Origin of the sequence: Tolypothrix bouteillei VB521301 (genome assembly GCF_000760695.4) — a bacterium.
Classification (GTDB): domain Bacteria; phylum Cyanobacteriota; class Cyanobacteriia; order Cyanobacteriales; family Nostocaceae; genus Scytonema; species Scytonema bouteillei_A.
This window is the reverse complement of sequence record NZ_JHEG04000001.1, coordinates 6166845-6192755: the sequence shown is the minus strand read 5'-3', so window position 1 is coordinate 6192755 and position 25911 is coordinate 6166845. Positions and strand designations below refer to the sequence as shown.

Sequence of the window (25911 nt, the reverse complement as noted above, 5' to 3'; positions counted from 1 at the left end):
ATGAATGAGTAGACGGCATGGAAGGCATTTAATGGTGGATCGAATGGTTCAGCATATTTATACCATTGAGAATGATTTAATTCGGCGCATGGATATCCAAGAATCTGAGAAGGTTATCAACCATCGCTTAACTTCGATCGCAGTTAAAGAGACTGGTTGACAAACAAAGAGCAAAAACTGCGTGTATGAGACTTATTGCAAATTCTTAAGGCAGCGGTGATATGCTGCCTTCACAAGTTCCTCAAATTGTTTTCTTATAAACATAAGTGAAAGCGATCGGCAAGAACGCAAAGTCACAAATCGTTAAAAGCTCGAGCCAAACAGTTTGGAGGTAAACTCATATGTTACACAAAATACTGGTTGCATTAGACACATCTAGTAGCAGTAGGAGCGTCTTTGAGGAAGCACTTACCTTGGCGAAGGCTTTACAAGCTAACCTGACGTTGTTGCACGTACTATCGCAAGTAGAAGAGGGAAGCCCAGATACTTCTTTACTGTCGAGCCCTGAATACTATGTAGGACTGGGGTTGAGCACCGAAATTTTGCAAATACAGCGCCAACAGTGGGAGGAGTTCATTAATCGGGGAATGGAAATGTTGCGATCGCTTACAGATGAAGCAACTGCCATTGGTATAAGTTGTGAATGGACTCAACAGCCTGGTAGTCCCGGTCATACCATCTGCGAGTTTGCCACACAAAATGGATTTGACTTAATTGTAATCGGACGTAGGGGTCGCTCCGGTCTGTCTGAGTTGTTTTTAGGTAGCGTCAGCAATTACGTTCTGCACCATGCCTCTTGTTCTGTCTTGACTGTACAGCATCCTGTGACTGCAAGTAAAATTAAAACTGCACGGTCAGAACCAGCACCATCCATCTAATGCCACATCATGTAGCGCGTGCTTTACATATAGCGTGTCCCCAAGCACATACCCGGAGGGAGTTCTCCCCTTGTAGCACTCACAAAAAATCCTAAAACCCACGTAGGTGGGTTTTATAAGTATAGCTGCAAATTCCATGTTCTAGAAAAGACAAGCCATACAATTTCTCATTAAATATTGGGTGTATCGGAGTGAACGTGTTTTGGGTTGACAATCATCTCACTTTTGCCTTGCCTGGTAAACCCCAAAGTCACCCGTTTCATAATCCAATGCAAAACTGCTAGTACTGCAAAAGTAATAGCAATAATGACTAAAGGTTGTTTCCCCAAAATTTCTTCTATGCCTTTGGTCAGCACGGTGTCCAATTGAGTGACAAAATCCCAACTATTGAAGCGCAAGAATCTCCCCCAATACACCCCAATAGCACAGAGAGCATGAGTCATCATCTCAACGCCTAAAATCCATTGGCTCTTGCCTATCCTATGCAGGTAATAACCTAAGTTAATTAAAGAAACAACGTAAGCTTCAAATCCTGCTAGGATAACTAGTAGATACAACGGGATCAGTACAAGGGTAATCATCCATATTGATTGGATTGTACGGATATCATCTATCAAGTGAATGACATCGGTTAACAGGTAAGGTGCATTAGGTAGAAAAGCAAAGAACACCAGGAATCCGAGCCACCAAACCCAAGACCGTCCTCGCTTCATGCGAAATAGCCAAACACTCAAAGCCAATGGTATAAATGCCAGAAATAGATTCCAAGTCATCCAACGCATGTTAATTTGCAGGACTTGTATGACTCTAGCTATCAATTCAATCAGTTCCTCTTTCATAACTGCTTCCCTAAAAAGCGTATAAATGGTTTACGAACCCCGTTTATTTTTAAGCTAGCTGATAAACTGAGAAAACGTCATCAGGTAATTGGGAAGGTGGGGCTCCCTCTGGCAATGGAGACAACGGGTACTGGGTATGAGAACACCTTCTTACTAAACTATAAGGACAACTTTGCCAAATTAGAAGTTTCATCTTTGGAATGTTGTCCTTATACTAGCTGTTATATATACTTCATGACTACTGAATTTGGTTCCTGAAATGGCGTCAACGGATCATGACTCGACTGCGGGGACCAATTGTTTGTTTGGGTGTCGATATTTCTTTACCGCATTGGGCTGAATTTTTCGTGTTGTTTCTTGAACATACACCGGAAGCAAGGGTAGAGGAGTCAGTCCGATTCGTGTTTATGGAATTTCCATTGCTGAACTCTACTTGAGGCAAAGTAGAGGGTGATGAATAATTAGATTCGTTGACATCTATAGTGGGTGTGGATGAAAGTATTACATTGCTGTTGTCAACAATGGATGTAGTAGGTGCTGGTGTGGGATTGCTTACCACTGGCGATGGGGATGGTGATGTGGGATTGCTCACCACTGGCGATGGGGATGGTGATGTGGGATTGCTCACCACCGGCGATGGGGATGGAGTGGGATTGCTCACCACTGGCGATGGGGATGGAGTGGGATTGCTCACCACCGGCGATGGGGATGGAGTGGGATTGCTCACCACTGGCGATGGGGATGGAGTGGGATTGCTCACCATCGGCGATGGGGATGGAGTGGGATTGCTCACCACCGGCGATGGGGATGGAGTGGGATTGCTCACCACCGGCGATGGGGATGGAGTGGGATTGCTCACCACTGGCGATGGGGATGGAGTGGGATTGCTCACCACCGGCGATGGGGATGGAGTGGGATTGCTCACCACTGGCGATGGGGATGGAGGAGTGGGATTGCTCACCACTGGCGATGGGGATGGAGTGGGATTGTTAACAACCGGTGTGGGATTGCTAACAATTGGTTTAGCGTCTGCAGGTACTTTAATTGTCAATCTCACTAAAGGGCTGTTTGTCATTTTTAAAGACGTAACAGTTGGTTTACCGGGAAGATCCGATTTGAAATCAAAGACTGTGGGACTTTCACCACCGTTGCGATCGCTATATCGCGGTCCTTGTCCGTTCACTTCAAATGTTCCCTGGTACTGCTGTCCTGTTTTTGGATCGGTCACAACACCAGTGTAAAAAGCTTTTGTCAGTCCAAACTCATCTTGAACCACACCTTGAAATTTGGTGTCTGGTATTATGCCTTGGTATTTATATGGTTCTAACTGACCGCCTGAGAGAGCAGGTGAAGAGAGAACGCCATCAAGTGATATGACGGGAATTCCTCTAAAGTCAACGTAGTACCCCAGGCTTCCATCAGCTCGTGTTTGAACTTTTACATAATTAGAAGTGTATACAGGAACAAAATTAGGATTCTGTTTGGTACCTATATTTCGCATATAAGTACCGTTGGAGTCAGTATCTACACGGGTAATTCTATTGTTGAAGTTAGGGTTAAAACTGGGAAGTTGAATAGTACCCGAGAGCGTACCGGTGCTTTGAATTGTTAATTGTGCGGCGGCTTTAGAATTTCCAAGACCAATGATAGCTGAAGCTAGACTGCAACTGCTAATGAGGAGCAATCCTAACTTGGAGATTTTGTTTTTTGAACCGCAAATGGACGCAGGTAGACGAGGATAGTTAGAATTTGCGTGTATTTGCGGATATAAGGAGTTGTCGTTTTGAATTGAGTTTTGACCAGACGCTTGGAAGTGCATTGAGAATGTGTTCCTGGATTATAAAGTCATAAAAAACACGTCTGATTCTACGAGAGGTATTGGACTTCCCCTTGTTAGCTGTTGATTTGCTGCTGATTGTCTAAGTATGCTTTTGAGCATTTGATTACATTTACACAAGTATGAAATTAAAACCGGAACGTTGCTCTCACTGTTCCAATCACTAAAGTATCGTTAGCTGAGTTGTGATCTGGGTTGAAAAGAACTAGCAAGCCTGGAGTGATTGATAAATAGTCGTTCAATTGGGCGCGATAAAAAAGCTCTAAGTGTAATGTACTGTCGCTGCGCCCTCCTGGTGTTCCTCCTTCGGAAAAGTTGGGAAGATTGTATCCCTCTGGCAGGGTACTGGAGGTAATTTTAGGTGGTTGACCGACAAGAATTCCCCCGAGATTGCCTTGGCGGAGTAAGTTAGGAAATGCAGCAAATGCCATCCAGTTAGTTGTTTTTACGCTTCCAGAAAGTTCTTCTGGATTTGAAAAAGTCCAACCTCCCCAACCACCTAATTGAAAGTTGGGATTGACACGCCACGCCACAGTTGCGCCTACAGCATGAGTGTTGAAGGCAACAGATGGTGCAAAAGGAGAGATTAATTGAGCATCACCGATACCACTTCCTAACAAGCCATCAGGAGAGTGGGAGTAAAGATAGTGAACTCCTAAATCGATGTTGTTAGTTGGTGCAAGGCTTAACTGAACACCAGCTGTGTATCTACCACCAAAGAGTCCTGCTGCTTGACCGTTACTGGGAAAGCTGGGAATTTCCGAACTGTAGACTCCTTGCAAACTGATGCGATCGCTGATTTGCCAGTCAAAACCTATGCCACCCGTTCCATTACCGATTGCCAAAATAGGATTGCGCTGACCAAATAAAGAGATAGCTCCTTCTCCAGAACCTTCTAAAGGGTTAATACCCCGGAAGGTATTGCTTGGGTTAACACCAGCTGTCCCAACAACAATGCCAAAGTTATCAGAGACAGGAAATCGGTAAGACAACTCGTTCAGCACTAAATCTTTTTCTGTATCCAGTTCATAACCCAAGCGTCCCATATTGGTGAATACAAATGGTGCATTAGAGCCTGAATTTCCTGCAGATAGACCAGTTAATAATAAATCTTTTCCCGTAAATGAAGTCGCCAGTGTTAACTGTACGTTACTTGCAAATGTGACATTTGTTTGTGCGTCGCGTTCTGGAACACCATCTCTAGGAAACAAATCAATATTAGCCTTGTTAGAGCCTTGCAAGCCAAAAATAACTTGTCCGACAAGTTTCGTTGTTGTGGAAAACTGATTTTTTGCTACTTGCGATGTTCTACCTTCTAAAGAAGTCACACGCTCCTGAATTGCGTTTAGCTCCGCCTGAAATTCCGATTGTAATTTTTCTAGTAAAATTAAATCCTCATTAGTCAGAGCCCCTTCTGTGCTCTTGCCAATCAATTCATTGATTGTTTCCAAGCAAGCCGCCAATCCCGCAGCAAATTCATAACGATTGATAGCTCGATCGCCTCGATAGGTGCGATCGGGATATCCAGCAATACAACCATAGCGTTCTACTAAAGATTGCAAAGCACTAAAAGCCCAATCAGAAGGTTGGACATCACCCAGTTGCGACACAGATGTGACTTGGGACATGGGATCGTCTTCTGGAGAGGGGGTAGACAAGGGAGAAAATTCTACCTTGTCCCCCTTGTCCTCCTTATCCTCCCTGTCCCTCAGTGTTTCTACTGCTTGTACTAGACTGTAAGGGGTTTGAGGATAAATTTTCTCAGTAATTTCACTAGTTATTTTTTTACTTTTTATTTTTATAGCTAACGGGGTAGTTGAAGAACTACCATCCAGTGGCATAAATTCGGGTAATGCCATTTCAGCAGGTGGAATAACTTGAGTTACCTCAGATATTGCTGCTCTGTTCGCCTCTTCTTTTGCCTTTACTGGTGGCTGCTCTGGCACTTTCGGGGCAGATGGTAGCCCTGCTGCCAACACGCCCGCCATTAGCAGACCAATGTCGTTCATCGTACTTAAACATAAATTTAGACTGACATTTCTTTTGACAGGAACAATCTCTGTCAATCCGGAACATTGCTTATTAATAAGTAATATTAAATACTGATTCAAGATAAGAACGAGTGTTGGCAGCTAAGAGGGAGCAGAAAAGGTTACTCCCTTTTCGCCAGAAGACGATCGCTACGGTGTAGGGCGGGTAGTTACCCACCTTACAAAAATCGCTAATTTTTAGAGCAAGCAGAAAGAGAGGTTCGATGCTGAGCTTACTCTGGTTGATTGCAGTACTTATTCAAGTCTGATGCGACAGCATCTAACTGCTTGGCTGCATTTGCTGCTGCTGTTAGGGATGCATCGATATCTCCTCTCGCCTTTTGAATTTTGATTCGACCTTCTGATGAGTTTTTTGCTATCTTGGCAGAGCCTAAAGCTTGACCTGCTTTCGCAATCGATGTGCTCACAGTCTCAAATACCTTGACAATACGGTTCTGAAATTCCTGTAGCTTCGGATCTTTGAAGTTCTGTTCTCCAATCTCTTTACTGACGGCTTGCAAATCTTTTGATAGTTGTATGCTAGTTGTAACCTGTTGCCCTTTATTCTTATCAATAAGCTCAGTTCCTTTGTTAACGACTTCCATCAATCGTTGGCACTGGTTAACTTTGCTTTCATTGCAGGCAGTTATGAGAAAAGTCAGACTCACGCTAACAGAAAAAGTAACAGTATTTTTACGTAAAACAACCATCTTTAATCTCGTTATATATATAACCCAAATAATAATACCCAAAGATTTAACGGTTCTCACTATTGTTCCTGCTTCACGCTTCATCCTTCACCTTCTATCTTGATTAAATGCCCCCCCATCCCATTGAAATCTAAAGAAACTCTAAGCTTAACTAGAAGTTTACAGATATCGCATAATCTGACAAAAGAAAATCGTTAAATTACGGATACACATCGTGTTTGCTTTTATTTCATACTTAGGGTGGATGCATGGGATATTTCAACCCCATTTAGCATTGCATATTCCGGATGGCTTTTTGAATTTACCCGTTATCCTTGTCACTTGGATTATTGCACTCGCATTAATTGCAGCTTCGCTGTCAAAATCGCAAGCAGAATACCAAGAACGAGCTGTACCTCTGATGGGTGTATGTGCGGCTTTTATCTTTGCTGCTCAAATGATTAATTTCCCTATCCCTGGAGGGACTTCCGGGCATCTTTTGGGCGGTACTTTAGCAGGAGCTTTATTAGGTCCTTGGGCTGGTTCTTTAGTGATGGTAGTTGTCTTTATTGTCCAAAGCGTCTTTTTCCAAGATGGCGGTTTGACAGTTTTGGGAGCTAACATCCTGAATATGGGCTTAATTGGGACATTTGCAGGTTATTACCTATACAAAGCTATCCGAATCGCCATAGGTCGTAATAAACTGTTAGGGATGGTTGTGGGCGCAGGGGTTGCAGCCTGGACAAGTGTAGTTGTAGCCGCATTTGTATGTGCAGTACAACTGGCTATATCTGGAACAGTTCCATTGTCGGTAGCATTGACGGCAATGATAACTTGGCACGTGCTGATTGGGATCGGTGAAGCCGCAATCACTGTCATCGCACTTTCGTTTATTTGGCGGACTCGACCGGATATGTTCTACGATCCCCCACGCAAATCTGTTGTCTCTCGACCTTTGTCTCCATATCAATAACGATTAGGGAGTAATTAGAGAAATCTTATGAGCCATAATATGACACGCGATCGCAACCGTGCTTTCGTTATTGCAGGTTTGGGTATTGCCCTACTGATTGCAATTTTCCTCTCTCCTTTTGCCAGCAAAGATCCCGATGGTTTGGATAGAGTCTCCCAAGATCTCAAATTTGAAGATAAAGCAGTTGAAGATACACCAGCTAAAAAGCTTCCCTTCCACTCTTTATTTGACGAATACTCTCTTAAAGGTGTCCCGGAAGGTATAGCTACCCCCATCGCTGGGTTAGTGGGAACTCTAGCAACTTTTGGTTTAGCTTGGGGGATCGGCAAACTTGTGGTGCGTGGTTCGAGTTCATCTCACCCCGAGTATGATGATTCTAACGAAGTATAAAGTATAAAGTGTGAAGGATGAAGGAAGTAAAAATCGTTAGATGCTGCTGCATATTGGAGCAATAGCTCTTGATATCGATAGTAAGAAAGCCACACCCTGGCACCAACTGGCTCCCCGTACTCGCATTCTCTGTACGTTGATGCTTGTTTTTGCCACTGTCATTACCCCCAACGGACATTGGTGGACTTGGTCAATTTATGGTTTGGCTGTGATAAGCCTCATATTACTCAGTCAAGTAACGCTCAGCGTTCTATTGAAACGATTAGCTGTTGAGTTCGGGTTTATCGGTGTCGTACTTCTAGGAACTTTATTCCGAAGAGGTGGTACAGTACTTTGGACTTGGGGTCCTTTACAAATCACTACCCTGGGGCTGATTGTTTTGGGTAGTGTAACATTTAAGGCATTACTGTCGCTGTTGGTGTTAAATTTGCTGACTTTAACAACTTCAGTACCAATGCTTCTCAACGCTCTGATTCAACTGCGAACCCCTCCACTGTTAGTAGCAATTTTGGCATCAATGTATCGCTACATTAACGTTTTGATTAACGAGTTTAACACCATGAGGCGAGCCGCAGCATCTCGCAACTTAATGAACAGCAACCGTACTATCAGGTTAGTCATTGGCAACACAATTGGATCTCTGTTTATCCGCACATACGAGCGAGGTAATCGCATTCATCAAGCAATGCTGTCACGCGGTTATCAAGGAGTCCCACCCATAGAACAAGTACCCCAAGGGGGAAGGCGTGATGCGATCGCTCTCACCATAGCGCTAATTGTGTCACTTTTGGGACAAGCTATTTATTTGATTGGTTAATAGTGAGTGGTTGGTGGTTAGTAGTAAGTAGCTACCAACCAACCACTGACTACTAACAACTAACAACTAACACTTCAACAATGCATCACAATCCAGTCACTATTACAAATCTGAGCTATACGTACCCTGATGGGACTCAAGCCCTTATGGGAATTAATCTATTTATTAAACCAGGAGAAAGAGTTGCATTAATTGGAGCAAATGGTTCGGGTAAATCTACTTTGCAGTATCACCTCAATGGCATTATTTTGCCTCAGGAAGGAGAAGTGATAATTGGCGAATGGGTTGTCAAACCTGAAAATTTACGAGAAATTCGGAATTTTGTGGGACTGGTCTTTCAAAATCCAGATAACCAGTTATTTATGCCAACGGTATGGGAGGATGTTGCTTTTGGTCCGATGAATCTGGGCTTGCGAGATAGGGAACTCAAAGAGCAAGTTCTTCAAGCAATGGTAGCAGTTGATATCGATCCCGAATGGTACGGACAGCGCAATACCGATAACTTGTCTGGAGGTGAAAAAAAACGTGTTGCGATCGCAGGGGTTTTAGCCATGAAGCCTCAGGTTTTGGTATTTGATGAACCTTCTGCTCAGTTAGATCCGCGATCGCGCCGCCAGTTAATTGATTTACTACAAACTCTACCTCTGACTCAACTGATAGCCACTCATGATTTAGATTTAGCCTTAGAGCTTTGTTCGCGTACTGTTGTATTAAGTAGGGGACAAATCGTATTTGACGGTCAGACTGAGAAGGTGATGAACGATTCGGAGTTTTTGCGGGCTCATGCTCTAGAACCCCCTTTAAGTTACAGCCGTCCTTATTGTTGCATTGAACACGCACCTAGTTATCAATCTAGAGCATCCATACAGCAACCAGTTGTTAAAAACTTGTAATTAGACAAATTATTAAGACAATTTGTTCATTGGTACTATGTTCGCTTTTGGCATATATTTTGTCATACCTTCCAAGTTTCAGCACTTTTCACTCTTATACTACGCCGAAATTTTCTCAAAAGAAACTTGCTGCATAATTTGCGCTTTTAACGAATCTGCTGCAACTGCGGCAATAGTTTCCCAATCTTCTTGTGTCAGCAAAACTCCTACTAGTTCTCGTAGTATCTGTCTATCGCAAATAAACTCTTGGCAATAAAGTTCATCCATAGCCAAAACAGCGAGTATGCGTTCTCTGACATCTGATGTAGGTAATCTTAATCTTTGAAGCAGTTTCTCTTTTGCAGTTTTTACTGCAATAGTGGTAGCTGTTCCTAAATTCCAATTATTCAGTAGTAAACGTACTTCCCGGTTTAAAGAAATACGTAACGTTTTTAAACGTCCCAAAAGTTCAAAGTTAAGCATCAGTTCGCCAAATGCAGAACCCCAATCTAATCCCGCGCCTATGTTACCACCTACTTTGTCCTCAGCCTCGATCGCTTTTCTAAACCATTCTTCATCCAACAACAAATCCATTGGATTTACCGCGTTGTTTTGGTTAGAGGTGGATTGATTGTTTGGTGGTTCTTGTTGATTCATCACTTACATCTATTATTTGTATTAAATATTACGATAAAGACAAGTAGATTAATACTAATAACGAAATGATTTCAAAATTCGTTGTCGCAACTGTTCTAAAGCGGGTTCTTCTTCAACAATCTCCTTAGAAAACAATAGCTCATATACTAGTGGTACTCCTAACTGTAACTCTTCTAAAATATCCTGTTTGGCAAATACATCCTGTGGCTTTCCTTCTAAGACAAGTTGCCCTTTATCCATGACAAAAACCCAGTCTGCCCAGCGATAAACTAAATCTAAGTCATGAGTTGCCATCAGGGTTGTTGTTCCAGAGTCATGAATTTTTTTGAGAGTTGCCATTAAGTTTTTAGTATGTAATGTATCTAGATAAGCTGTAGGCTCATCTAGTAACAGTAACTCGGGTTGTAATACCATAACATCTGCTATAGAAACTCGCTTTTTTTGTCCCAAACTCAGGTGATGAACTGGTCTTTCTGCAAGTTCTCTTAACCCAAATTCTAGTAAAGCTTGTTCGACTTTGTATTGAATTTCTGCTTCTGGTAAACCTAAGTTACACAACCCATAAGAAATATCTTCTTCAACAGTAGAAGCAACTAACTGTTGTTCTGGATCTTGAAAAATCAATCCAACTTTTTGTCTTAATTGTATTAAAGAATTGCGATCGTACTTCAGCGGATTCCCTTTCCAAACTAGGCTGCCTTTTTGAGGTTTGTACAAACCATTAGCTAGCAAAAATAGTGTGGTTTTGCCACAACCATTCAAACCAATTAATGCACATTTTTTATTTGCAGGAATCTTAAGTGTTAGCCCATTCAAGGCTGGTTGTTTTACGCCTGGGTAGGTATAGTAAACTTGCTCAAATTCGAGTAACCATTCCTGCATAGTGTCCCCATTCCAAACTGATTAATAATGCACAACCAAAAATTGCTTCTGTAAAAAGGCGCTTGGATTGATGATAGCGATGGGGATGCCAAACCCGCAATTCTTCACTAAACCCCCTCGCAGCAAGACTTAACGAAACCTGACGATAATTTTCTATCGTTCGATTGAGCAGCTGTCCTATCAACAGTGCCAAGCTTTTCATCCCAACGGAGAAGGTCCGATAGCCGCCACGTGCGTGTTGGGCAATCCATAACTCAGTAGCGGTATTTAAGAGCACAAAAATAAAGCGGTACATAAGTAATAGAAGCTCGGTTACAAGCACTGGAACTCCGATACGACGGAGGATGTGTAGCAGTTCGGTGAAGGGAACAGTCAGCATGATAAAGTACAAGCAGGAAAGAGAAGCAAGCGATCGCGACAAAATGGTCAATCCTTGCTCAATACCCTGATGACTGATGTATAAATAATAAGAACCAAAAGTCAAACCAAAAATTGAGTCGCTTTGCGGGATTATATGTATGTGAGAAACCTCAACTCCACTGATGGCTAAAGCTGGAAAACTGGTCAGCCAAAATAAAGCAGCAATATAAACCAGTTTCAAATAAGTTTTAATAGGAATTCCTGCATAAAGCACTATCCAAACACTTATCCAAGCCGCAATCAATAGTTGAACAAGTGGATGAGCAAGCGTAGAGATAATTAACAGAGTAGTTGCAAACAGTACTTTTTGCCCTGGTGGTAACCAGCGCAAGCGATTTGTATAAGCTAATGTATCAATTTGAATTTTCATTCTTATTCTTACTGAATTCCGAACGCCCCTTATACAATCCAATAACATAGCCAATTGTGCCTGCACCTGCTGCTGCTTGTACGGCAAACAATAGACTTTCTACTTCTTTCCCAGGTAACACGATCAAAGAATTGAACCAGGGTTCATAATGGGGCTGTATTTCTTTGATTGCTTCTTCCGCATGACCATCTGCACCTCCAAATTCCGAACCTTTTTTTGCAATCAACGGTGTGACTGTTAATACAACTACTGCTAGTAGCAATAGCCAGTTATTCCATTTGAGGTTTTTTGTCATATGTTTAGTTGCTAATTGCTAATGGCTAATGGCTAATGGCTATTAGCCATTAGCCATTAGCTTTCTGGCTTAATTAGGTTTAACATTTTTAGTTCCTCACGACCATAGTTGGCAAGCCAATTCCAAACCAACACTGTTAGGAATCCTTCACTAATAGCTAAGGGTACCTGAGTGACAGCAAAGATTCCGGCAAATTTGGCAAATGAAGCGATAAAACCACCTGTCGTCGCGGGAAATGCTAATGCCAATTGTATGGAGGTAATCAGATATGTTATTAAATCTGCTAGAGATGCTGCTAGAAATATCGCTAACCTTTGCTTACCAGTTTGCATGACCAAGCGGTACACCCAAAAGGCAACAAATGGTCCCGCGATCGCCATGGAAAAGGCATTGGCTCCCAATGTCGTCAAGCCGCCATGGGCGAGTAATAGTGCTTGAAATAACAGCACTAAACTACCCAACACTGACATGGCTAATGGTCCGAAGAGGATGGCACCCAACCCCGTACCTGTCGGATGGGAACTACTTCCCGTTACTGAAGGCATTTTTAATGCTGACAGTACAAAGGTAAAAGCACCAGCTAATGCTAGGAGTAACTTTAGTTCTGGTGTAGCTTTGGTAATGTGAGTTAGCGATCGCAACCCCAGAATAAAGAACGGTAGTGCTACAATCCACCAGAAAATTGCCCACTTTAGTGGTAAAAAACCTTCCATAATATGCATTGCGTAAGCTGGTTTGGGTAGGCAAACAATTAAGTAGAAGCTTACGGCTGCTATTAAGATAAGATTTACAAATTTTGATGAGCTTTTTAATTTAAGAAGAATTTTTGACACAATATGTACCTGCACATACATCTAAAGCTTTCAGTTTAAATCGGTACGGGTCTTGACTCAAGAAGAACGATCGGGGGCAAAAGTTCCCCGTCTCTGTTCTTAAGCACTAGCAAGGACAAATGGCTCAAATATAATAAAAATTTATCGTTTTATAGAAAAACTATAAATGAATTAATTTTTCGACTATAGATTTTTTTCCTAAAAGTATGTATTCTCAGATAAGTGTATAAAGCGTCTGTGAAGTGCATTCGCTCTAAATGAAGTTTCTCTTAAGTATCAGGGAACCCATTTACCTAATGGGAGAGGACTTCTTTTAACAGTTACCAGTGTTCAGTTCACAGTTATTTGCTTTTCATATCTGTTCTTTGTTCACTGTTTGCTGATTGAAGGTTTTCCTCCATCATCAATAGCTGTTTCTTGAACACCAGATGGAGATTTATTATGGTGCGAGATTCGCGTGTTGATTCGGGTTTTGGGGAGTTTCCAAAACAGTTACATATTTCCAAAGTTTTAGTCTACCGCAGTACAGCAACGCTATTTTTAGTAGGGTGGTTTATCAGTTGGATAGTTCTCTCGTTCATGTGGAGAAGCCAACCAACCAGAGGCAAAACGATATTTGTTTGGATGTTGCTTTTAGTTATTGCTGCCACTGCTATAAGTTGGCATCCTCTATTCCCGTCTCTACAAATAGTTCAATAAAAATGCACGGAGGATTTGAGGAATGCAGAGACAAACAAAACAAAGCTTGCGTGACATGATACAGAAAAACAAGTGGGTCTTGATAGGAATTTGTACCTTAATACCTGTTATGTATCACATTGGCACAATTCCATTGCATCAGCAAGATTTTTTCAAACCCCATGTCAACTATTTGATTAAACAGGAGGTCATTAAACAACCTTCTCTCAAATAACGTTCTTTTAGCACAACATATGGCATTTTATTTCTCCCAGTTTTGAATGCACCCCTTAATAACCGAATGTGGTTATTAAGGGTGTTTTTTCAGCGAGCCGTACTTCTATAGGAGTTAGGTGGGCAACATACACTAACATTGAATGGTGTACAATGTCTATCCTACAGAATGCGTGGGATTTTAGAACCAAAAAGAGTAATTCATCTTCATACTTAAAAGTAGGTGCCTTTAATTCTGAATTAATTTCTTTTTTCGATGAATATTAGTTCCGCCTTGCCTACTTTTGTCATTACACTTCGAGAAGGAGTAGAAGCAGCCCTTGTTGTTGGGATTGTACTAGCTTTGCTAGACAAAGCAAAGCAATCTCGTCTGAATCCATGGGTTTATGCCGGTATCGTTACTGGTATTGCTATCAGCGCACTGATAGGTTTTCTCTTCACTTGGCTTATCCAAGCCTTAACTACAATCAATCCTCAATATACGCCTGTCGTTAAACCATTAATGGAAGGTATATTTAGTATCTTGGCGATTGTGATGCTTAGCTGGATGCTGATTTGGATGACCAAACAAGCGAAATTCATGAAAGCTCAAGTTGAGGGATCGCTCTCCAGTACATTACAACAAGACTTAAACGCCGGTTGGGGTGTTTTTACTCTTATCTTGGTTGCTGTTGTACGTGAAGGCTTTGAAACTGTACTGTTTGTTACTGCTAACTTTCAACAGGGTCTCATTCCTGCTATTGGTGCTATTGCTGGTATTATAGTGGCAGCCATCATAGGTGTATTGCTGTTTAAGTTAGGTGTTAAAATCAACATCCGGCAGTTTTTCCAAGTCATGGGTGTTTTACTGGTACTGATTGTAGCTGGGCTAGTCGCAACGGCGTTGCTTAAGTTCGATCGCGCAACGGCGGCTCTTTCCATCAGCAATCCTGCTTCTGAAAGTCTTTGTTTCTATTACGATCGCTTTGCCGAAATCCACTCTTGCATCCTCGGTCCTATGGTGTGGAATACTTCTCATATTCTTCCCGATCGCGAGTTTCCCGGTGTTGTGCTGAAATCTTTGTTTGGCTACAGAGAACATCTCTATCTCATGCAAGCCATTGGATATGTTGTGTTTATACTAACAGTTGGAGGTTTATATTTCCGCAGCCTCCTAAGCACAGAGAGTGTAAGCACTAAAAATTAGCTACTCGTACAGAAATAGGGATAGATAAGTAGTTAGGGATTTGCAAAAAATAAATTGTCCATAGAATAAGAGACGGGTAAGGATACCCGTCTCTTATTTATAGTGGGCTTTCCCAAGCCTTAGCACAAGCCATTTTGGGACATTTTTTATAAAAGCGGACGAGTGTTTTTGTAACCACAACTTCCAGTCGCCTCAATAATTCTCAAAGTCAGTCAATTCTACTTTTAGGACTTTTCCTACTTTTATAACTTTTTCTTGTTTAAGCCCTTTTTAAAAAAAATCCTGCAATAAAATATTAGTTAAAATTTTAGAAATAAAAATTGTTTAAAACTTTAAACTTTCAGGGGTTAACAATACATGTTCTTTTTAAACGAATCTCTGACATATGGATTAATATAAAACATACAAGCTTCTACCTAATGAAAGACAGAAATTCTATCCGGAGAGGGATGTAAAATTCTATCTGAAATTACATTTCTCACAGAGGATAAAACAGACAATTATTCTGTCAATGTTTTTACAAGAGTATCAAATTTGGAAAGACAAAAAAGTGCTGGGAGGTTTTAGTTAAGATTAGTTAAGATACAATTAAATACTCATAAGAGAATATCTGAAAAATAAGAAAGTACACATTGTGAGGTTCTCTCGTCTCAATACTGATACACCCGTGCAAGCTTTTGGTTTAGCAGGTATTGAACATTAAGTAAGAATTCTCAAATTTACCTGAAACGACTGAAGCGTTTATACTTCTATGATTCGTTTCATGCTCAAGCAACTTGCGTAACGTAACTAACATCACTTGTTTTAAACCTTTCAGATATCCTATAAGATGTAAGCACGAGAGCTAGCGAGACAAATATTGACATTTAAACAGTACTATGCTAGCTTCAAGATAAATAATATTACTTAGAATAATAGTTGTTCTGGTGCCTCCCGTTGCTATAGTTTCTCAGAAGTTACTTTACGGGAATTACTCTACCTTAGGCTCGCTCCGTGTGTTCTCAATTAAGCGCCTGCATTTCTTGTATTACCTGATGGTAAATCTGTTGTATTTACAACTACTTACTAGGGCTATTTACGTTTTCCAGGATATCCATCTGAGTAGCGAATACAGGTAATAACCGATAGATATCGTTTCAACAATTCACCTCCAAACCATTCACTCCATATACCTCATTATTTATCTTAAAAAAAAATTAAGATAAAACTGTTTGGGCTTGTCACAGATTGCTTTAACTAAATAGAGAATTTATTGATATGTGGAGTTGGGCTTTGATGGTCTTTACGATCTCGGTCTCTCCAAACGAACCTTCTTTTTTGTTGTAAGTCGGTAAGCACAATTAAACAGAACTATATGAAATTATGTAAAGCGCTGGGAAGGCTTTAAAAATAAGCTTTTTAGTAATTTACATTTCTTAATCTAGTTATGTTTTTTAGCACCCACCTACTTACGTCCACCGATAAGAAGGTCGAATTGCGGAGATAGTGTGACTGAAATTAGAAATATTTAAGGGTGATGGAATTGCATAAAAGGTGTGACCGAAATCGTAAACGTTCAAAACGACGAGTGATTTATTGTCCAATTCATGGATGCTATCTTGATAGCATGAGTCAAAAGCATCCATTGTTTGCCGATCGCGCAAGTCAACTTCAGCAACGGGGAGCTAGCCGACAAAAAGCCTTAATCTTGGTGGCGAAAAAGACTGCAGTTTCCCTAGAAGGCGAATGGTTGGAAGCATTCTGGTGCGATCTGTGCCAGAAAACAAAATGGTACCACGTCAAAAAGCAGGATTGTATTTATGAGGTATCAATAGCATCCCCAGCACTGTGGCGACAAGCAGTGAACGTCATTCATATCGAAGGAAATCCTTCCGTAAGTGAGTTTACCCGCCGCCACGCACGGAACCTAAAATATAACAGCAAGGATTTCTAATTCAGAGGTTGAGCCAGTTGCGATCGCAATTGAATGTATCAGTAGGATTCATATTGACCAATATGGAGCACACATCACAATTTGAAGAAATTGATTTTCAAAAATATTTGCAGGTTCTTCTTAAGTTCGGATAAGAAACCAAAAGCGATTGTGGTTACGAGTTCTGTCCCTAAAGAAAGAAAATCTGAAGTTGCTGTAAGTATTTGAACGCTATCAATTTTTTAGACAATTTATAAGGTAAGATAAATGCATGTTATTCGACTAACAACTCCCGTCGCTTTTATCATCTTTAAACGACCACATACGACTGAGAAAGTATTTGAAGCTATTCGCCAAGTGAAGCCATATAAACTTTTTATCATTGCAGATGGTCCGCGTCAAGACCGTCCTAGTGAAGCAGAAAAGTGCGAAGCTACTCGTGCAATTATCGATCGTGTTGATTGGGACTGCGAAGTTTTGAAGAACTACTCTGAGATTAATTTAGGGTGCGGTAAGCGTGTATCTAGTGGTCTAGATTGGGTTTTCGAACACGTTGAAGAAGCAATTATTTTAGAAGATGACTGCTTACCTCACCCTACGTTTTTTCGTTTCTGTGAAGAATTACTTGAGCGATATAGGTACGATGAACGAATAGGAACAATCTCTGGTCAAAATATCCAATTTGGTAGAAAAAGAGACGAATACAGTTACTACTTCTCACACTATAACCATGTTTGGGGTTGGGCAACATGGAAACGAGCTTGGAAAGATTTTGACTTAGACATGAAAAAATGGTCAGAGATTAAAGAAAAGGGATACCTAAACAACATACTTACAAACACCCGAACAACATATAAATGGACTAAGGAATTGCAATCTACCTATGATGCTATGGTGGATGGTTTGTTTAACGTTTGGGCATATCAATGGCAATTGACATGCTGGATGCATAACTATTTAGGTATTATCTCAAATGTGAACCTAATTTCTAATATCGGTTTTGGTAGTGAATCAACTCATACCTCTGGTACAAGAAGTAGACACGCTAATATGCCCACAGAAGCGGTCGAATTTCCTCTGAAGCATCCACCGTATATGATTCGCCATCTGCAAGCAGATAACTTTACGCAAAAAACTTTATTCTCATATCTCCATGCGAGCTTACTACAGAGATTTATTTGGAAGATGCAAAAAGTACTAGAGGATCGGTACAGTAAGTCCCTCCAACGTAACCTTCTTTTTTGTTGTACGTCCACTGATAAGAAGGTCGAATTGCGGAGATAGTGTGACTGAAATTAGAAACATTTAAGGGTGATGGAATTGCATAAAAGGTGTGACCGAAATCGTAAGCGTTCCAAGCGACGAGCGATTTATTGTCCAATCCAAGAATGCTATCTTGATAGCATGAGTCAAAAGCATCCATTGTTTGCCGATCGCGCAAGTCAACTTCAGCAACGGGGAGCTAGCCGACAAAAAGCCTTAATCTTGGTGGCGAAAAAGACTGCAGTTTCCCTAGAAGGCGAATGGTTGGAAGCATTCTGGTGCGATCTGTGCCAGAAAACAAAATGGTACCACGTCAAAAAGCAGGATTGTATTTATGAGGTATCAATAGCATCCCCAGCACTGTGGCGACAAGCAGTGAACGTCATTCATATCGAAGGAAATCCTTCCGTAAGTGAGTTTACCCGCCGCCACGCACGGAACCTAAAATATAACAGCAAGGATTTCTAATTCAGAGGTTGAGCCAGTTGCGATCGCAATTGAATGTATCAGTAGGATTCATATTGACCAATATGGAGCACACATCACAATTTGAAGAAATTGATTTTCAAAAATATTTGCAGGTTTTGCAACGGCGTTGGGTACCCGGAGTAGGAGTTTTTGGAGCAGTTGCTACCCTTGCATCCTTATATGCATTCTTATTGAAACCTACATATAAGGCAGAAGCAAGTCTGTTGATTAAAACGAATCAAGCCTCTTCACTAACGGGTTTGGGGGAAGCTATTGGAGCCATAGGACGGCTTGATTCTTTAGCTTCGAATAATCCGTTAGATACCCAAGCAAAAATAGTGGCATCTGTTCCAGTTATTGAGGAAACAATTGATTCACTTGACCTCAAAGATGATCGGGGCAAACCTTTGACAATCCGAGATATGACTGAAAAGCTTAAGGTAGAAGCTGCTAAAGGAACCGATATACTGCAAATTTCTTATAAAGATAAAAATCCCAAGCTTGCGGCAAAAGTCGTCAACAAAGTTATTGAAATTTATATCAGCAATAACAGACAAGCGAATCGGGCTGAAGCAGTCTCAGCTCGCAACTTTATCCAGCAGCAGCTACCTGAAACTGAGAACGCTGTAAGAAGAGCAGAAACAGCCTTGCGTAGATTCAAAGAGAGAAATAAAGTCATTGCTCTGCAAGAAGAAGCAACTGCATCAGTCAGCGCGATTTCCAAGTTAGAAGAACAAATTTCTCAAGCTCGAGCTCAATTGGTTGATGTGACTGCTCAATCACGAAAGTTACAAACTCAAGCGAAGATCGATCCACAACAAGCTGTAACTGTTGCACAGTTAAGTCAAATACCAGGAACACAAAAACTACTGGAGCAACTTCAGGAGGCTCAAAGCCAGCTTGCAGTTGAGCGAAATCGTTTTCAGCCAGAACACCCTTCTATTCTTCATTTGGAGGAAAAAATTACTGCCCTCAACAGCTTGTTACAACAGCGGACAGAGCAGATCCAAGGCAGCGATCGGCAAGTCAATATAGAGAATCTTCAAGTTGGAGAACTGCGACAACAACTGATTGAAGATTTTGCTCGCTCTGAGGCAAGACGTGTCGGTTTAGAAGGTCAAATTATGACCCTGTCTAATGAAAGGTCTGCCTACAAAGAACGAGCAAACATTTTGCCCAGTCTAGAACAGACTCAGCGGCAGCTTGAGCGGAAGTTGAAAGCAGCTCAAACGACTTACGAAACACTTTTGAGGAGACTGCAAGAGATCCAAGTCGCGGAAAACCAAAACATTGGAAATGCTCGTGTCATATCTCCTGCGTTAATACCCGATCGACCATCTGGTTCTAAAAAGAAACTAGTTATCGGCGGTGGAGCAGTTGCAGGTGTTTTGCTTGGTGTCATTGCTGCTTTCACTTTAGATTTGCTCGACCAATCGGTTAAGACGGTTAAAGAAGCCAGAGAACTATTTCAATACACCCTGCTGGGGGTTATTCCTTCAACCACTGGCAATGGCAAAAAGAGCTCTTCTTTTCTCAAAGTGGTTGGTAGGGATATTCCTCACTTTCCCGTGGGTGACGCATATCAAATGTTGCAAGCCAACTTAAAGTTTCTTAGTTCAGATAAAAAGCCAAAAGCGATCGTGGTTACAAGTTCTGCTTCCAAAGAAGGAAAGTCTGAGGTGGCGGCAAATCTAGCTGTGGCAATGGCTCAGGTAGGACGTCGGGTTTTGTTGGTGGATGCCGATATGCGTCATCCAGTCCAGCATCACGTTTGGGGTATGGGGAATGCAGTAGGACTATCAAATCTTATTGTTGACGAACTTCCAATGTATACACTTGTGCAGGAAGTTATGCCCAATCTTTACGTTCTTCCGTCTGGAGTTTTACCTCCTAACCCAGTGGCGCTGTTAGATTCAAAGCGAATGGTTGCATTAATTGCCTCCTTTGTAGAAGAATACGATTTCGTCATTTTTGACACCCCAACCCTAGCAGGAACAGCAGATGCTGCGGTTTTAAGCAAACTATCTGACGGGATCTTATTGGTAGCTCGTCCTGGAGTGAGTGATTATGTTAGTGCAAATGCAGCCAAGCAGTTTTTAACTCAGTCTGGTCTAAATGTTTTAGGCATGGTGATTAATGGTGTGAATGTGAAACGCGAGCCTGACAGCTATTTTTATTACACGAGAAATTCAGTTGAAGTAGGCTTTGCACCTAGAAACTCTGTACTTACAGAAATAAATACATCAAGGTTTACAGGTAAAAGCGATGTCTCTTAATATCCACTTGATGTGCTTTATGAGTTTACAGTCAGACGAACGCTACGTTTTTAGTCTAGATTTCAAGGACAAGCTCACCTATATCTAAGAAAATTGATGTTTTTTCACACATAGTACTAACCATAAAACCCTTATTTCATAGATAAAAGCCAAGAAAGTTACTGTAACTTTATTAAGCTGCTTTTAACTCAACCTAGGTTTCTACGGATAGATGAAATATCTGAGATATGGCATTTGTGTGAGTTATGCTTAGTGTGAGTTTCTCAGCGTTCGCTTCATTTTTTATTAAAAATCTTACTCTCTTAAGTTGCATGGACTCATTTACTAATTAATGTTCAACAAACTCACTACAATAACTCAGAAACTCAGTCCCGACCTACGTAAAATTATCACTAATGTATCTTGGTTGCTAGCTGACAAGTTTCTACAGATGGGCTTAGGATTATTTGTGGGAATCTGGGTAGCACGATATTTAGGACCTGAGAAGTTTGGTATCTATAACTATGCAATTTCTTTTGTAGGAATGTTCAGCCCTATAGTCAATATGTCACTGAACTCAATCGTAGTTCGTGACATTGCTAATAACCCATCACGGAGAGATGAAATTCTTGGAACTACCTTCGTGCTAAGCCTTCTCGGTGGATTATTAACGCTGTTGCTCTCGGTTACATCAATTTCACTGCTAGATGCCGATAATCATTTGACTCATTGGCTAGTAGGAATCTTTGCGGCAGGAACAATGTTCCAAGCCTTTGATACTATTGACTTTTGGTTTCAATCACAAGTTCAGTCTAGGTTTGTTGTATTGTCTAGGCAATCAGCATATGTATTGATGTGCGCTGTGAGAGTTGGATTAATTCAGATTCATGCTCCACTCCTTGCATTTGCTTGGGCAAGGCTAGTTGAACTAGCTTTGAGTGGAATAGGAATGGTAATTATTTATAGATTACGAGGTAATTACCTAACCTCATGGAAAGTCAACCTTCAACAAGCAAAAGATTTACTGCGAGAAAGTTTCCCTTTGATTATATCAGGATTTGCAATTTATACTTACTCTAAAATCGATCAAATTATGCTTGGTTTTTTACTGGAAAATCAATCTCAGTTGGGGTTTTATTCGGTGGCGGTAAAGCTAGCAGAAATCTTTGACTTCTTGCCAATGATAGTTGCTTCCTCTATTCTTCCTCAGCTTTCACAGTTGAAAGAACAAGGCAAGGATTATATGAGAAAGATGCAGCTATATTTTGATGTGATGCTGTTTCTATGGTTAATAGTTGCCTTACCAGTTTCTCTACTCTCTTCTTTTATAGTCACACAATTATATGGAGAATTGTACGCTCCTGCGGGTACTATATTATCAATATATATATGGGGACAATTTTCTTCTAATTTTGGTCTAGCAAGAAGTTCTTTCTTAATAGTAGAGAATAAATTGCATTACTCTGTATACATTAGTGTGGGAGGTGCATTTTTAAACATAGTCTTGAATATATTTCTTATCCCTTCCTATGAAGCATATGGGGCAACAATAGCAACTATTATCAGTTATTTTGCGGTTACTATAATACCTAATTTTTTGATTAGGGATTTAAGACCGATTGGGACTTTAATAGTACGTTCTCTTAATCTATATCGTGTTACATCAAGAGTTTTTAAGTTATTCCTATGATTGAAGTTAAACCAAATATTCAGCATCACTCAAACTGCCCGCACTGTCAAGCAGATTTAAAGCAGTTCAATTTAATATGGCAAGGTATGTATATCTGTGTTGAATCTAGGTGCATTCAATGCCATGCCAGAATTATTGAGGATTTGAAGGTGGGTCATGGTAGATTCTCAAACTATCAAGTTGATTTAGAAAAAAATTTGTTGTTTGGTCCTGAAGGAAATTCAAGAATATGGTTAGGTGAGCCATTAATTAAATCTTTTTGTAATCCACAATATCAGCAATTAAATATCAAGAAACAAATATTGAAGCAATGTCAGAAAATTATTATATTAAATTGCATTGATTTTCTTTACGGACACTCTTTATTAAAATTATTAAATACTGAATATTATATGAAAAAATTTGAAACTTATGGACTAATTACGATCGTGCCAGAATTTTTGGCATGGATGGTTCCAGATGGAGTAGCAGAGGTTTGGACAGTCAATATACCTCTAAAAGAGGGACAGTCTTATTACTTAAAATTTAATGAATTCGTTTCTAGAGAATTACATCGTTTTGATGAAGTCTATATTAGTAAAGCTTACTCACATCCTGGGTCTTTTGATATTTCCAAATTCACTAGAGTATCCAAGCATGATTTTGATTCAGAAACATTGAGAATTACCTTTATTTGGCGAGAAGATAGGCTCTGGTTTAACTCTTTTCTCTTTAAAATATTAAAGAAGCTTGGGATGTGGCAAGTAGCCTTGTTATTACAAAACTGGAAGATAAGTAGACTGTTCAAAATCATGCAGTTTATACTACCATCAGCTAAATTTACAGTTGCAGGACTAGGTAAAAAAACAAAATTTCCTAATTGGATTGAAGATGCAAGAGTAGATCGATTTGATGAGCAGACAGAGAGACAAGCTTGCAAACTCTACAGTGAGAGCCGTCTAGTTATTGGAGTACATGGTTCAAATATGTTACTACCATCTGGTCATGCTGGTATGACAATTGACATCATGCCAAAAGACAGACTAGGCAACTTTGCTCAAGATATCCTGTATCAGGAGAAAGATTCAAGACTTGCTGCATTCAAATATCGGTATTTACCCATTGAAATTGGTGTTAAACTATTGGCTGATATAGCCTCATCTATGATTCTCAAATATCCAGAATTTGTTATGCTCATGACTGCTGAGGAGAAACAGCTATGAAAACTCCTGTCGTATTAATAATCTTTAAAAGACCACATACAACCCAAAAGGTATTTGAAGCAATTCGCCAAGCGAAGCCATATAAACTCTTTATCATTGCAGATGGTCCACGTCAGGACCGTTTTGGTGAAGCAGAAAAGTGCGAAGCTACTCGTGCAATTATTGATCGTGTTGATTGGGACTGCGAAGTTTTGAAGAATTACTCTGATACTAACTTGGGCTGTGCAAAACGTGTCTCTAGTGGTCTAGATTGGGTCTTTACCAACGTTGAGGAGGCAATTATTTTAGAGGATGATTGCGTACCTCATCCAACATTTTTTCGCTTTTGTGAAGAATTACTTGAGAAATATAGAGACGATACCCGAGTAGCCTCGATTTCCGGAGAAAATGTTCAGTTTGGACGCAGACGAACAAATTATAGTTATTACTTTTCTATCTTTAACCACTGCTGGGGCTGGGCAAGTTGGAGAAGAGCTTGGCAGAACTATGATTTTAGCATCAAGCTTTGGAGAGAGATTCAAGCGGGAGATTTTCTGAAAGACATTTTAAAAGACCGTAAAGCCGAAAGATATTGGAGTAAGATTTTTCAGTCTGTTTATCATAATCCTTCAGGTATCACTTGGGACTACCAATGGACGTTTGCTTGTTGGGTGCAGGGTAGCTTAGGTATTATCTCGAATGTAAATTTAATTTCCAATATCGGCTTTGGCCCAGACTCAACTCATTTCACTTCTAGTCCTAAAAAAAATCCATATGACAATATGCTCACGCAAGCAATAGAATTTCCTCTCAAGCATCCACCTTTTATAATTCGCGATGTAAAAGCAGATAATTTTACACAAAAAACTATATTTAGGGAAAGGAAACTACAACTACTTAAGCAGAGAATCCAAAAGATACTGAAAGCTTGAGTATATGTTATGAGTGAGTTGAAACGCACGGGATATCTGAATGACTATTTCACCTACAGGTGTATCCAGCAAGATTAATCTAAAACTCAATTCTCTATGCAAAAAGCTAGAAATAATCACTCTTTTCCTAATGTTCCTTGGCTTCTTTGACGTTAATCTGTTCGCTTTAGACGCACCTTTTAAAAATGCAAGCTACGGAATGGTATCTTTTTTGATACTTTTACGGTGGAAGCGATGCATTTATGTTGCAACGAAAGATATACCTCTACTTCTCCTTTTTGGGACTGTAATGTTCTCATACTTTTGGTCTGCTTTTCCGGAAGATACTTTGAAAGTTTCTAAAAGCTTTGTGCGAGAAACTTTGTTTGGAGTGTACTTAGCTGCAAACTATAACCATAAAGATTTGGTACGACTATTTCTCTGGATGTTTGGCTTAGCAACAATTTTGAATTGGTTATTTTGTGGCTTTGCGATCGCTATAGGTCAATCATCTCTTGCTATTAGTCAAACGAACAGTGAGGATTCATGGACAGGCTTTTTGCTTCATAAGCAATACCTGGGTCGTATGATGATGCACGCAGCTATATTGTTTCTATTAAGTGTTTTGAATGATAAGAAGTTTCATTGGTTTAAGTGGACTGGGTTGAGCCTTTCCGTATCCCTGTTGTTACTTTCCAAAAGTAAGTCATCCTGGATAGGTTTTCTACTGTCATTAACTCTGTTGCCTATTCTCAGTTTTTCCGGGTGGCACTACAAACTTCGGACAATCATGTATGTTATTGCAGTATTAATAGTTGGCAGTATCGCTGTACTAGTCTTTGGGAATTTTGAAACTATAGTAGTTGACATTCTACGTAAACCTCCTGATTTTAATGGACGTTTTATCATATGGCAGCTAGCAATTGAAAGTGGTTTAAAGCAACTTTGGCTTGGCTATGGTTATGGAGCATTTTGGCGAACTAGCGAGGGTGAATCGATTGTTAACAGTACATGGGCTGCGCTTGAACACGATAATGCCAAAGAGTTTCATGCTCACAATGGATTTATAGACCTTTTCTTGCAGTTAGGAGTTGTAGGGTTGTTACTATTTATGCTCAGTTTTGTATCTACTCTTATAAGAGTCATTAATCTAATACATTTAACAAGAACAATAGAAAGCTTTTGGATGCTTGAATTTATGGTTTTGGCATTTGTATTACAAATAAGCGAAACTTTAACATTAATCTCACATAGTACACATTGCGCTATATATGTAGCAATAGTATATTCAAGTATTCTTTGGAAAAATCAAATAAGAAAAGAGGGTGTAACAATTTGAAAAAAATATTTT

Annotated in this window: 27 protein-coding genes; 19 read left to right on the top strand and 8 right to left on the bottom strand. The window is 40.3% G+C overall.

Going from position 1 to position 25911, the window contains the following annotated elements; genetic code table 11:
- The first annotated feature begins 4 nt into the window (after window positions 1–4).
- Window positions 5–160 (top strand): hypothetical protein, encoded by a 156-nt coding sequence (locus HC643_RS25065; RefSeq protein ID WP_153021545.1) that lies wholly within the window; start codon window positions 5–7, stop codon window positions 158–160.
- Between the two features lie 181 nt (window positions 161–341).
- Complete coding sequence (locus HC643_RS25060) at window positions 342–878, top strand: universal stress protein (RefSeq protein WP_038091880.1); 537 nt, start codon at window positions 342–344, stop codon at window positions 876–878.
- Window positions 879–1048: 170 nt separating this feature from the next.
- On the opposite strand, the gene HC643_RS25055 is transcribed toward HC643_RS25060, so the two are convergent.
- A complete protein-coding gene (locus HC643_RS25055) occupies window positions 1049–1717 on the bottom strand; it encodes a DUF1361 domain-containing protein (protein ID WP_038091882.1) in 669 nt (222 codons plus the stop codon).
- Window positions 1718–1992: 275 nt separating this feature from the next.
- On the opposite strand from HC643_RS25055, the gene HC643_RS25050 reads away from it, so the two are divergent.
- Complete coding sequence (locus tag HC643_RS25050; protein WP_162002280.1) at window positions 1993–2154, top strand: hypothetical protein; 162 nt, start codon at window positions 1993–1995, stop codon at window positions 2152–2154.
- Window positions 2155–2187: 33 nt separating this feature from the next.
- Window positions 2188–2958 (top strand): hypothetical protein, encoded by a 771-nt coding sequence (locus HC643_RS25045; RefSeq protein ID WP_167844750.1) that lies wholly within the window; start codon window positions 2188–2190, stop codon window positions 2956–2958.
- Between the two features lie 724 nt (window positions 2959–3682).
- On the opposite strand, the gene HC643_RS25040 is transcribed toward HC643_RS25045, so the two are convergent.
- Window positions 3683–5563: an iron uptake porin gene (locus HC643_RS25040; RefSeq protein ID WP_050045181.1), complete on the bottom strand. Its 1881-nt coding sequence runs from the start codon at window positions 5561–5563 to the stop codon at window positions 3683–3685.
- Between the two features lie 254 nt (window positions 5564–5817).
- Window positions 5818–6294, bottom strand: a complete 477-nt coding sequence (locus HC643_RS25035) for a hypothetical protein (protein WP_038090041.1) — start codon at window positions 6292–6294, stop codon at window positions 5818–5820.
- Between the two features lie 214 nt (window positions 6295–6508).
- On the opposite strand from HC643_RS25035, the gene HC643_RS25030 reads away from it, so the two are divergent.
- The 4 genes from HC643_RS25030 to HC643_RS25015 all read left to right on the top strand — a co-directional run bounded on the left by HC643_RS25030 (window position 6509) and on the right by HC643_RS25015 (window position 9346).
- Window positions 6509–7246, top strand: coding sequence for an energy-coupling factor ABC transporter permease (locus HC643_RS25030; protein WP_237265941.1), 738 nt, complete (start codon window positions 6509–6511; stop codon window positions 7244–7246).
- A 27-nt stretch (window positions 7247–7273) separates the two neighbouring features.
- Entirely contained in the window at window positions 7274–7636 is a 363-nt protein-coding gene (locus HC643_RS25025) for a PDGLE domain-containing protein (protein ID WP_038089977.1), read from the top strand.
- Window positions 7637–7676: 40 nt separating this feature from the next.
- Entirely contained in the window at window positions 7677–8453 is a 777-nt protein-coding gene (gene cbiQ, locus HC643_RS25020; protein WP_137986100.1) for a cobalt ECF transporter T component CbiQ, read from the top strand.
- Window positions 8454–8533: 80 nt separating this feature from the next.
- Window positions 8534–9346 carry an energy-coupling factor ABC transporter ATP-binding protein gene (locus tag HC643_RS25015; protein ID WP_038089974.1) on the top strand — a complete coding sequence of 271 codons (813 nt, stop codon included), beginning with the start codon at window positions 8534–8536 and terminating at the stop codon, window positions 9344–9346.
- Between the two features lie 99 nt (window positions 9347–9445).
- Here the strand turns inward: HC643_RS25015 and HC643_RS25010 are convergent, their stop codons facing one another.
- Genes HC643_RS25010 through HC643_RS24990 form a run of 5 tightly spaced genes read right to left on the bottom strand, consistent with a single transcriptional unit; the run spans window position 9446 to window position 12671 of the window.
- Complete coding sequence (locus tag HC643_RS25010; RefSeq protein WP_038089971.1) at window positions 9446–9982, bottom strand: hypothetical protein; 537 nt, start codon at window positions 9980–9982, stop codon at window positions 9446–9448.
- 54 nt (window positions 9983–10036) lie between these two features.
- Entirely contained in the window at window positions 10037–10864 is an 828-nt protein-coding gene (locus HC643_RS25005) for an energy-coupling factor ABC transporter ATP-binding protein (protein WP_038089968.1), read from the bottom strand.
- Complete coding sequence (gene cbiQ, locus HC643_RS25000) at window positions 10839–11654, bottom strand: cobalt ECF transporter T component CbiQ (RefSeq protein ID WP_038089965.1); 816 nt, start codon at window positions 11652–11654, stop codon at window positions 10839–10841. The genes HC643_RS25005 and cbiQ (HC643_RS25000) overlap by 26 nt, the downstream gene beginning before the upstream one ends.
- Entirely contained in the window at window positions 11638–11949 is a 312-nt protein-coding gene (locus HC643_RS24995) for an energy-coupling factor ABC transporter substrate-binding protein (RefSeq protein ID WP_038089961.1), read from the bottom strand. Before HC643_RS24995 ends, cbiQ (HC643_RS25000) begins: the two co-directional genes overlap by 17 nt.
- Window positions 11950–12005: 56 nt before the next feature.
- Window positions 12006–12671 carry an energy-coupling factor ABC transporter permease gene (locus HC643_RS24990; RefSeq protein ID WP_237265940.1) on the bottom strand — a complete coding sequence of 222 codons (666 nt, stop codon included), beginning with the start codon at window positions 12669–12671 and terminating at the stop codon, window positions 12006–12008.
- 552 nt (window positions 12672–13223) lie between these two features.
- Here HC643_RS24990 and HC643_RS24985 point away from each other — a divergent pair.
- From HC643_RS24985 to HC643_RS24935, 11 genes are all read left to right on the top strand, one after another.
- The gene (locus HC643_RS24985; protein WP_050045183.1) at window positions 13224–13481 is read left to right on the top strand and encodes a hypothetical protein; all 258 of its coding nucleotides are present in this window, start codon (window positions 13224–13226) and stop codon (window positions 13479–13481) included.
- 22 nt (window positions 13482–13503) lie between these two features.
- The gene (locus HC643_RS24980; protein ID WP_050045184.1) at window positions 13504–13695 is read left to right on the top strand and encodes a hypothetical protein; all 192 of its coding nucleotides are present in this window, start codon (window positions 13504–13506) and stop codon (window positions 13693–13695) included.
- A 255-nt stretch (window positions 13696–13950) separates the two neighbouring features.
- A complete protein-coding gene (locus tag HC643_RS24975) occupies window positions 13951–14880 on the top strand; it encodes an FTR1 family iron permease (RefSeq protein ID WP_038089958.1) in 930 nt (309 codons plus the stop codon).
- Window positions 14881–16402: 1522 nt separating this feature from the next.
- On the top strand, window positions 16403–16813 hold the full coding sequence (locus tag HC643_RS24970; protein WP_167844874.1) for a hypothetical protein: 411 nt from the start codon (window positions 16403–16405) through the stop codon (window positions 16811–16813).
- 246 nt (window positions 16814–17059) lie between these two features.
- Window positions 17060–18076 (top strand): hypothetical protein, encoded by a 1017-nt coding sequence (locus HC643_RS24965; protein ID WP_050045185.1) that lies wholly within the window; start codon window positions 17060–17062, stop codon window positions 18074–18076.
- Window positions 18077–18112: 36 nt separating this feature from the next.
- The gene (locus tag HC643_RS24960) at window positions 18113–18523 is read left to right on the top strand and encodes a hypothetical protein (RefSeq protein ID WP_038090027.1); all 411 of its coding nucleotides are present in this window, start codon (window positions 18113–18115) and stop codon (window positions 18521–18523) included.
- Window positions 18524–18585: 62 nt separating this feature from the next.
- A complete protein-coding gene (locus HC643_RS24955) occupies window positions 18586–20799 on the top strand; it encodes a GumC family protein (RefSeq protein ID WP_038089954.1) in 2214 nt (737 codons plus the stop codon).
- Between the two features lie 331 nt (window positions 20800–21130).
- A complete protein-coding gene (locus tag HC643_RS24950; RefSeq protein ID WP_050045186.1) occupies window positions 21131–22468 on the top strand; it encodes a flippase in 1338 nt (445 codons plus the stop codon).
- Window positions 22465–23670 carry a hypothetical protein gene (locus HC643_RS24945; protein WP_038089951.1) on the top strand — a complete coding sequence of 402 codons (1206 nt, stop codon included), beginning with the start codon at window positions 22465–22467 and terminating at the stop codon, window positions 23668–23670. Before HC643_RS24950 ends, HC643_RS24945 begins: the two co-directional genes overlap by 4 nt.
- Window positions 23667–24581, top strand: coding sequence for a hypothetical protein (locus HC643_RS24940; protein WP_038089947.1), 915 nt, complete (start codon window positions 23667–23669; stop codon window positions 24579–24581). Before HC643_RS24945 ends, HC643_RS24940 begins: the two co-directional genes overlap by 4 nt.
- 40 nt (window positions 24582–24621) lie before the next feature.
- Window positions 24622–25899, top strand: a complete 1278-nt coding sequence (locus HC643_RS24935) for an O-antigen ligase family protein (RefSeq protein WP_050045188.1) — start codon at window positions 24622–24624, stop codon at window positions 25897–25899.
- Window positions 25900–25911 lie beyond the last annotated feature (12 nt).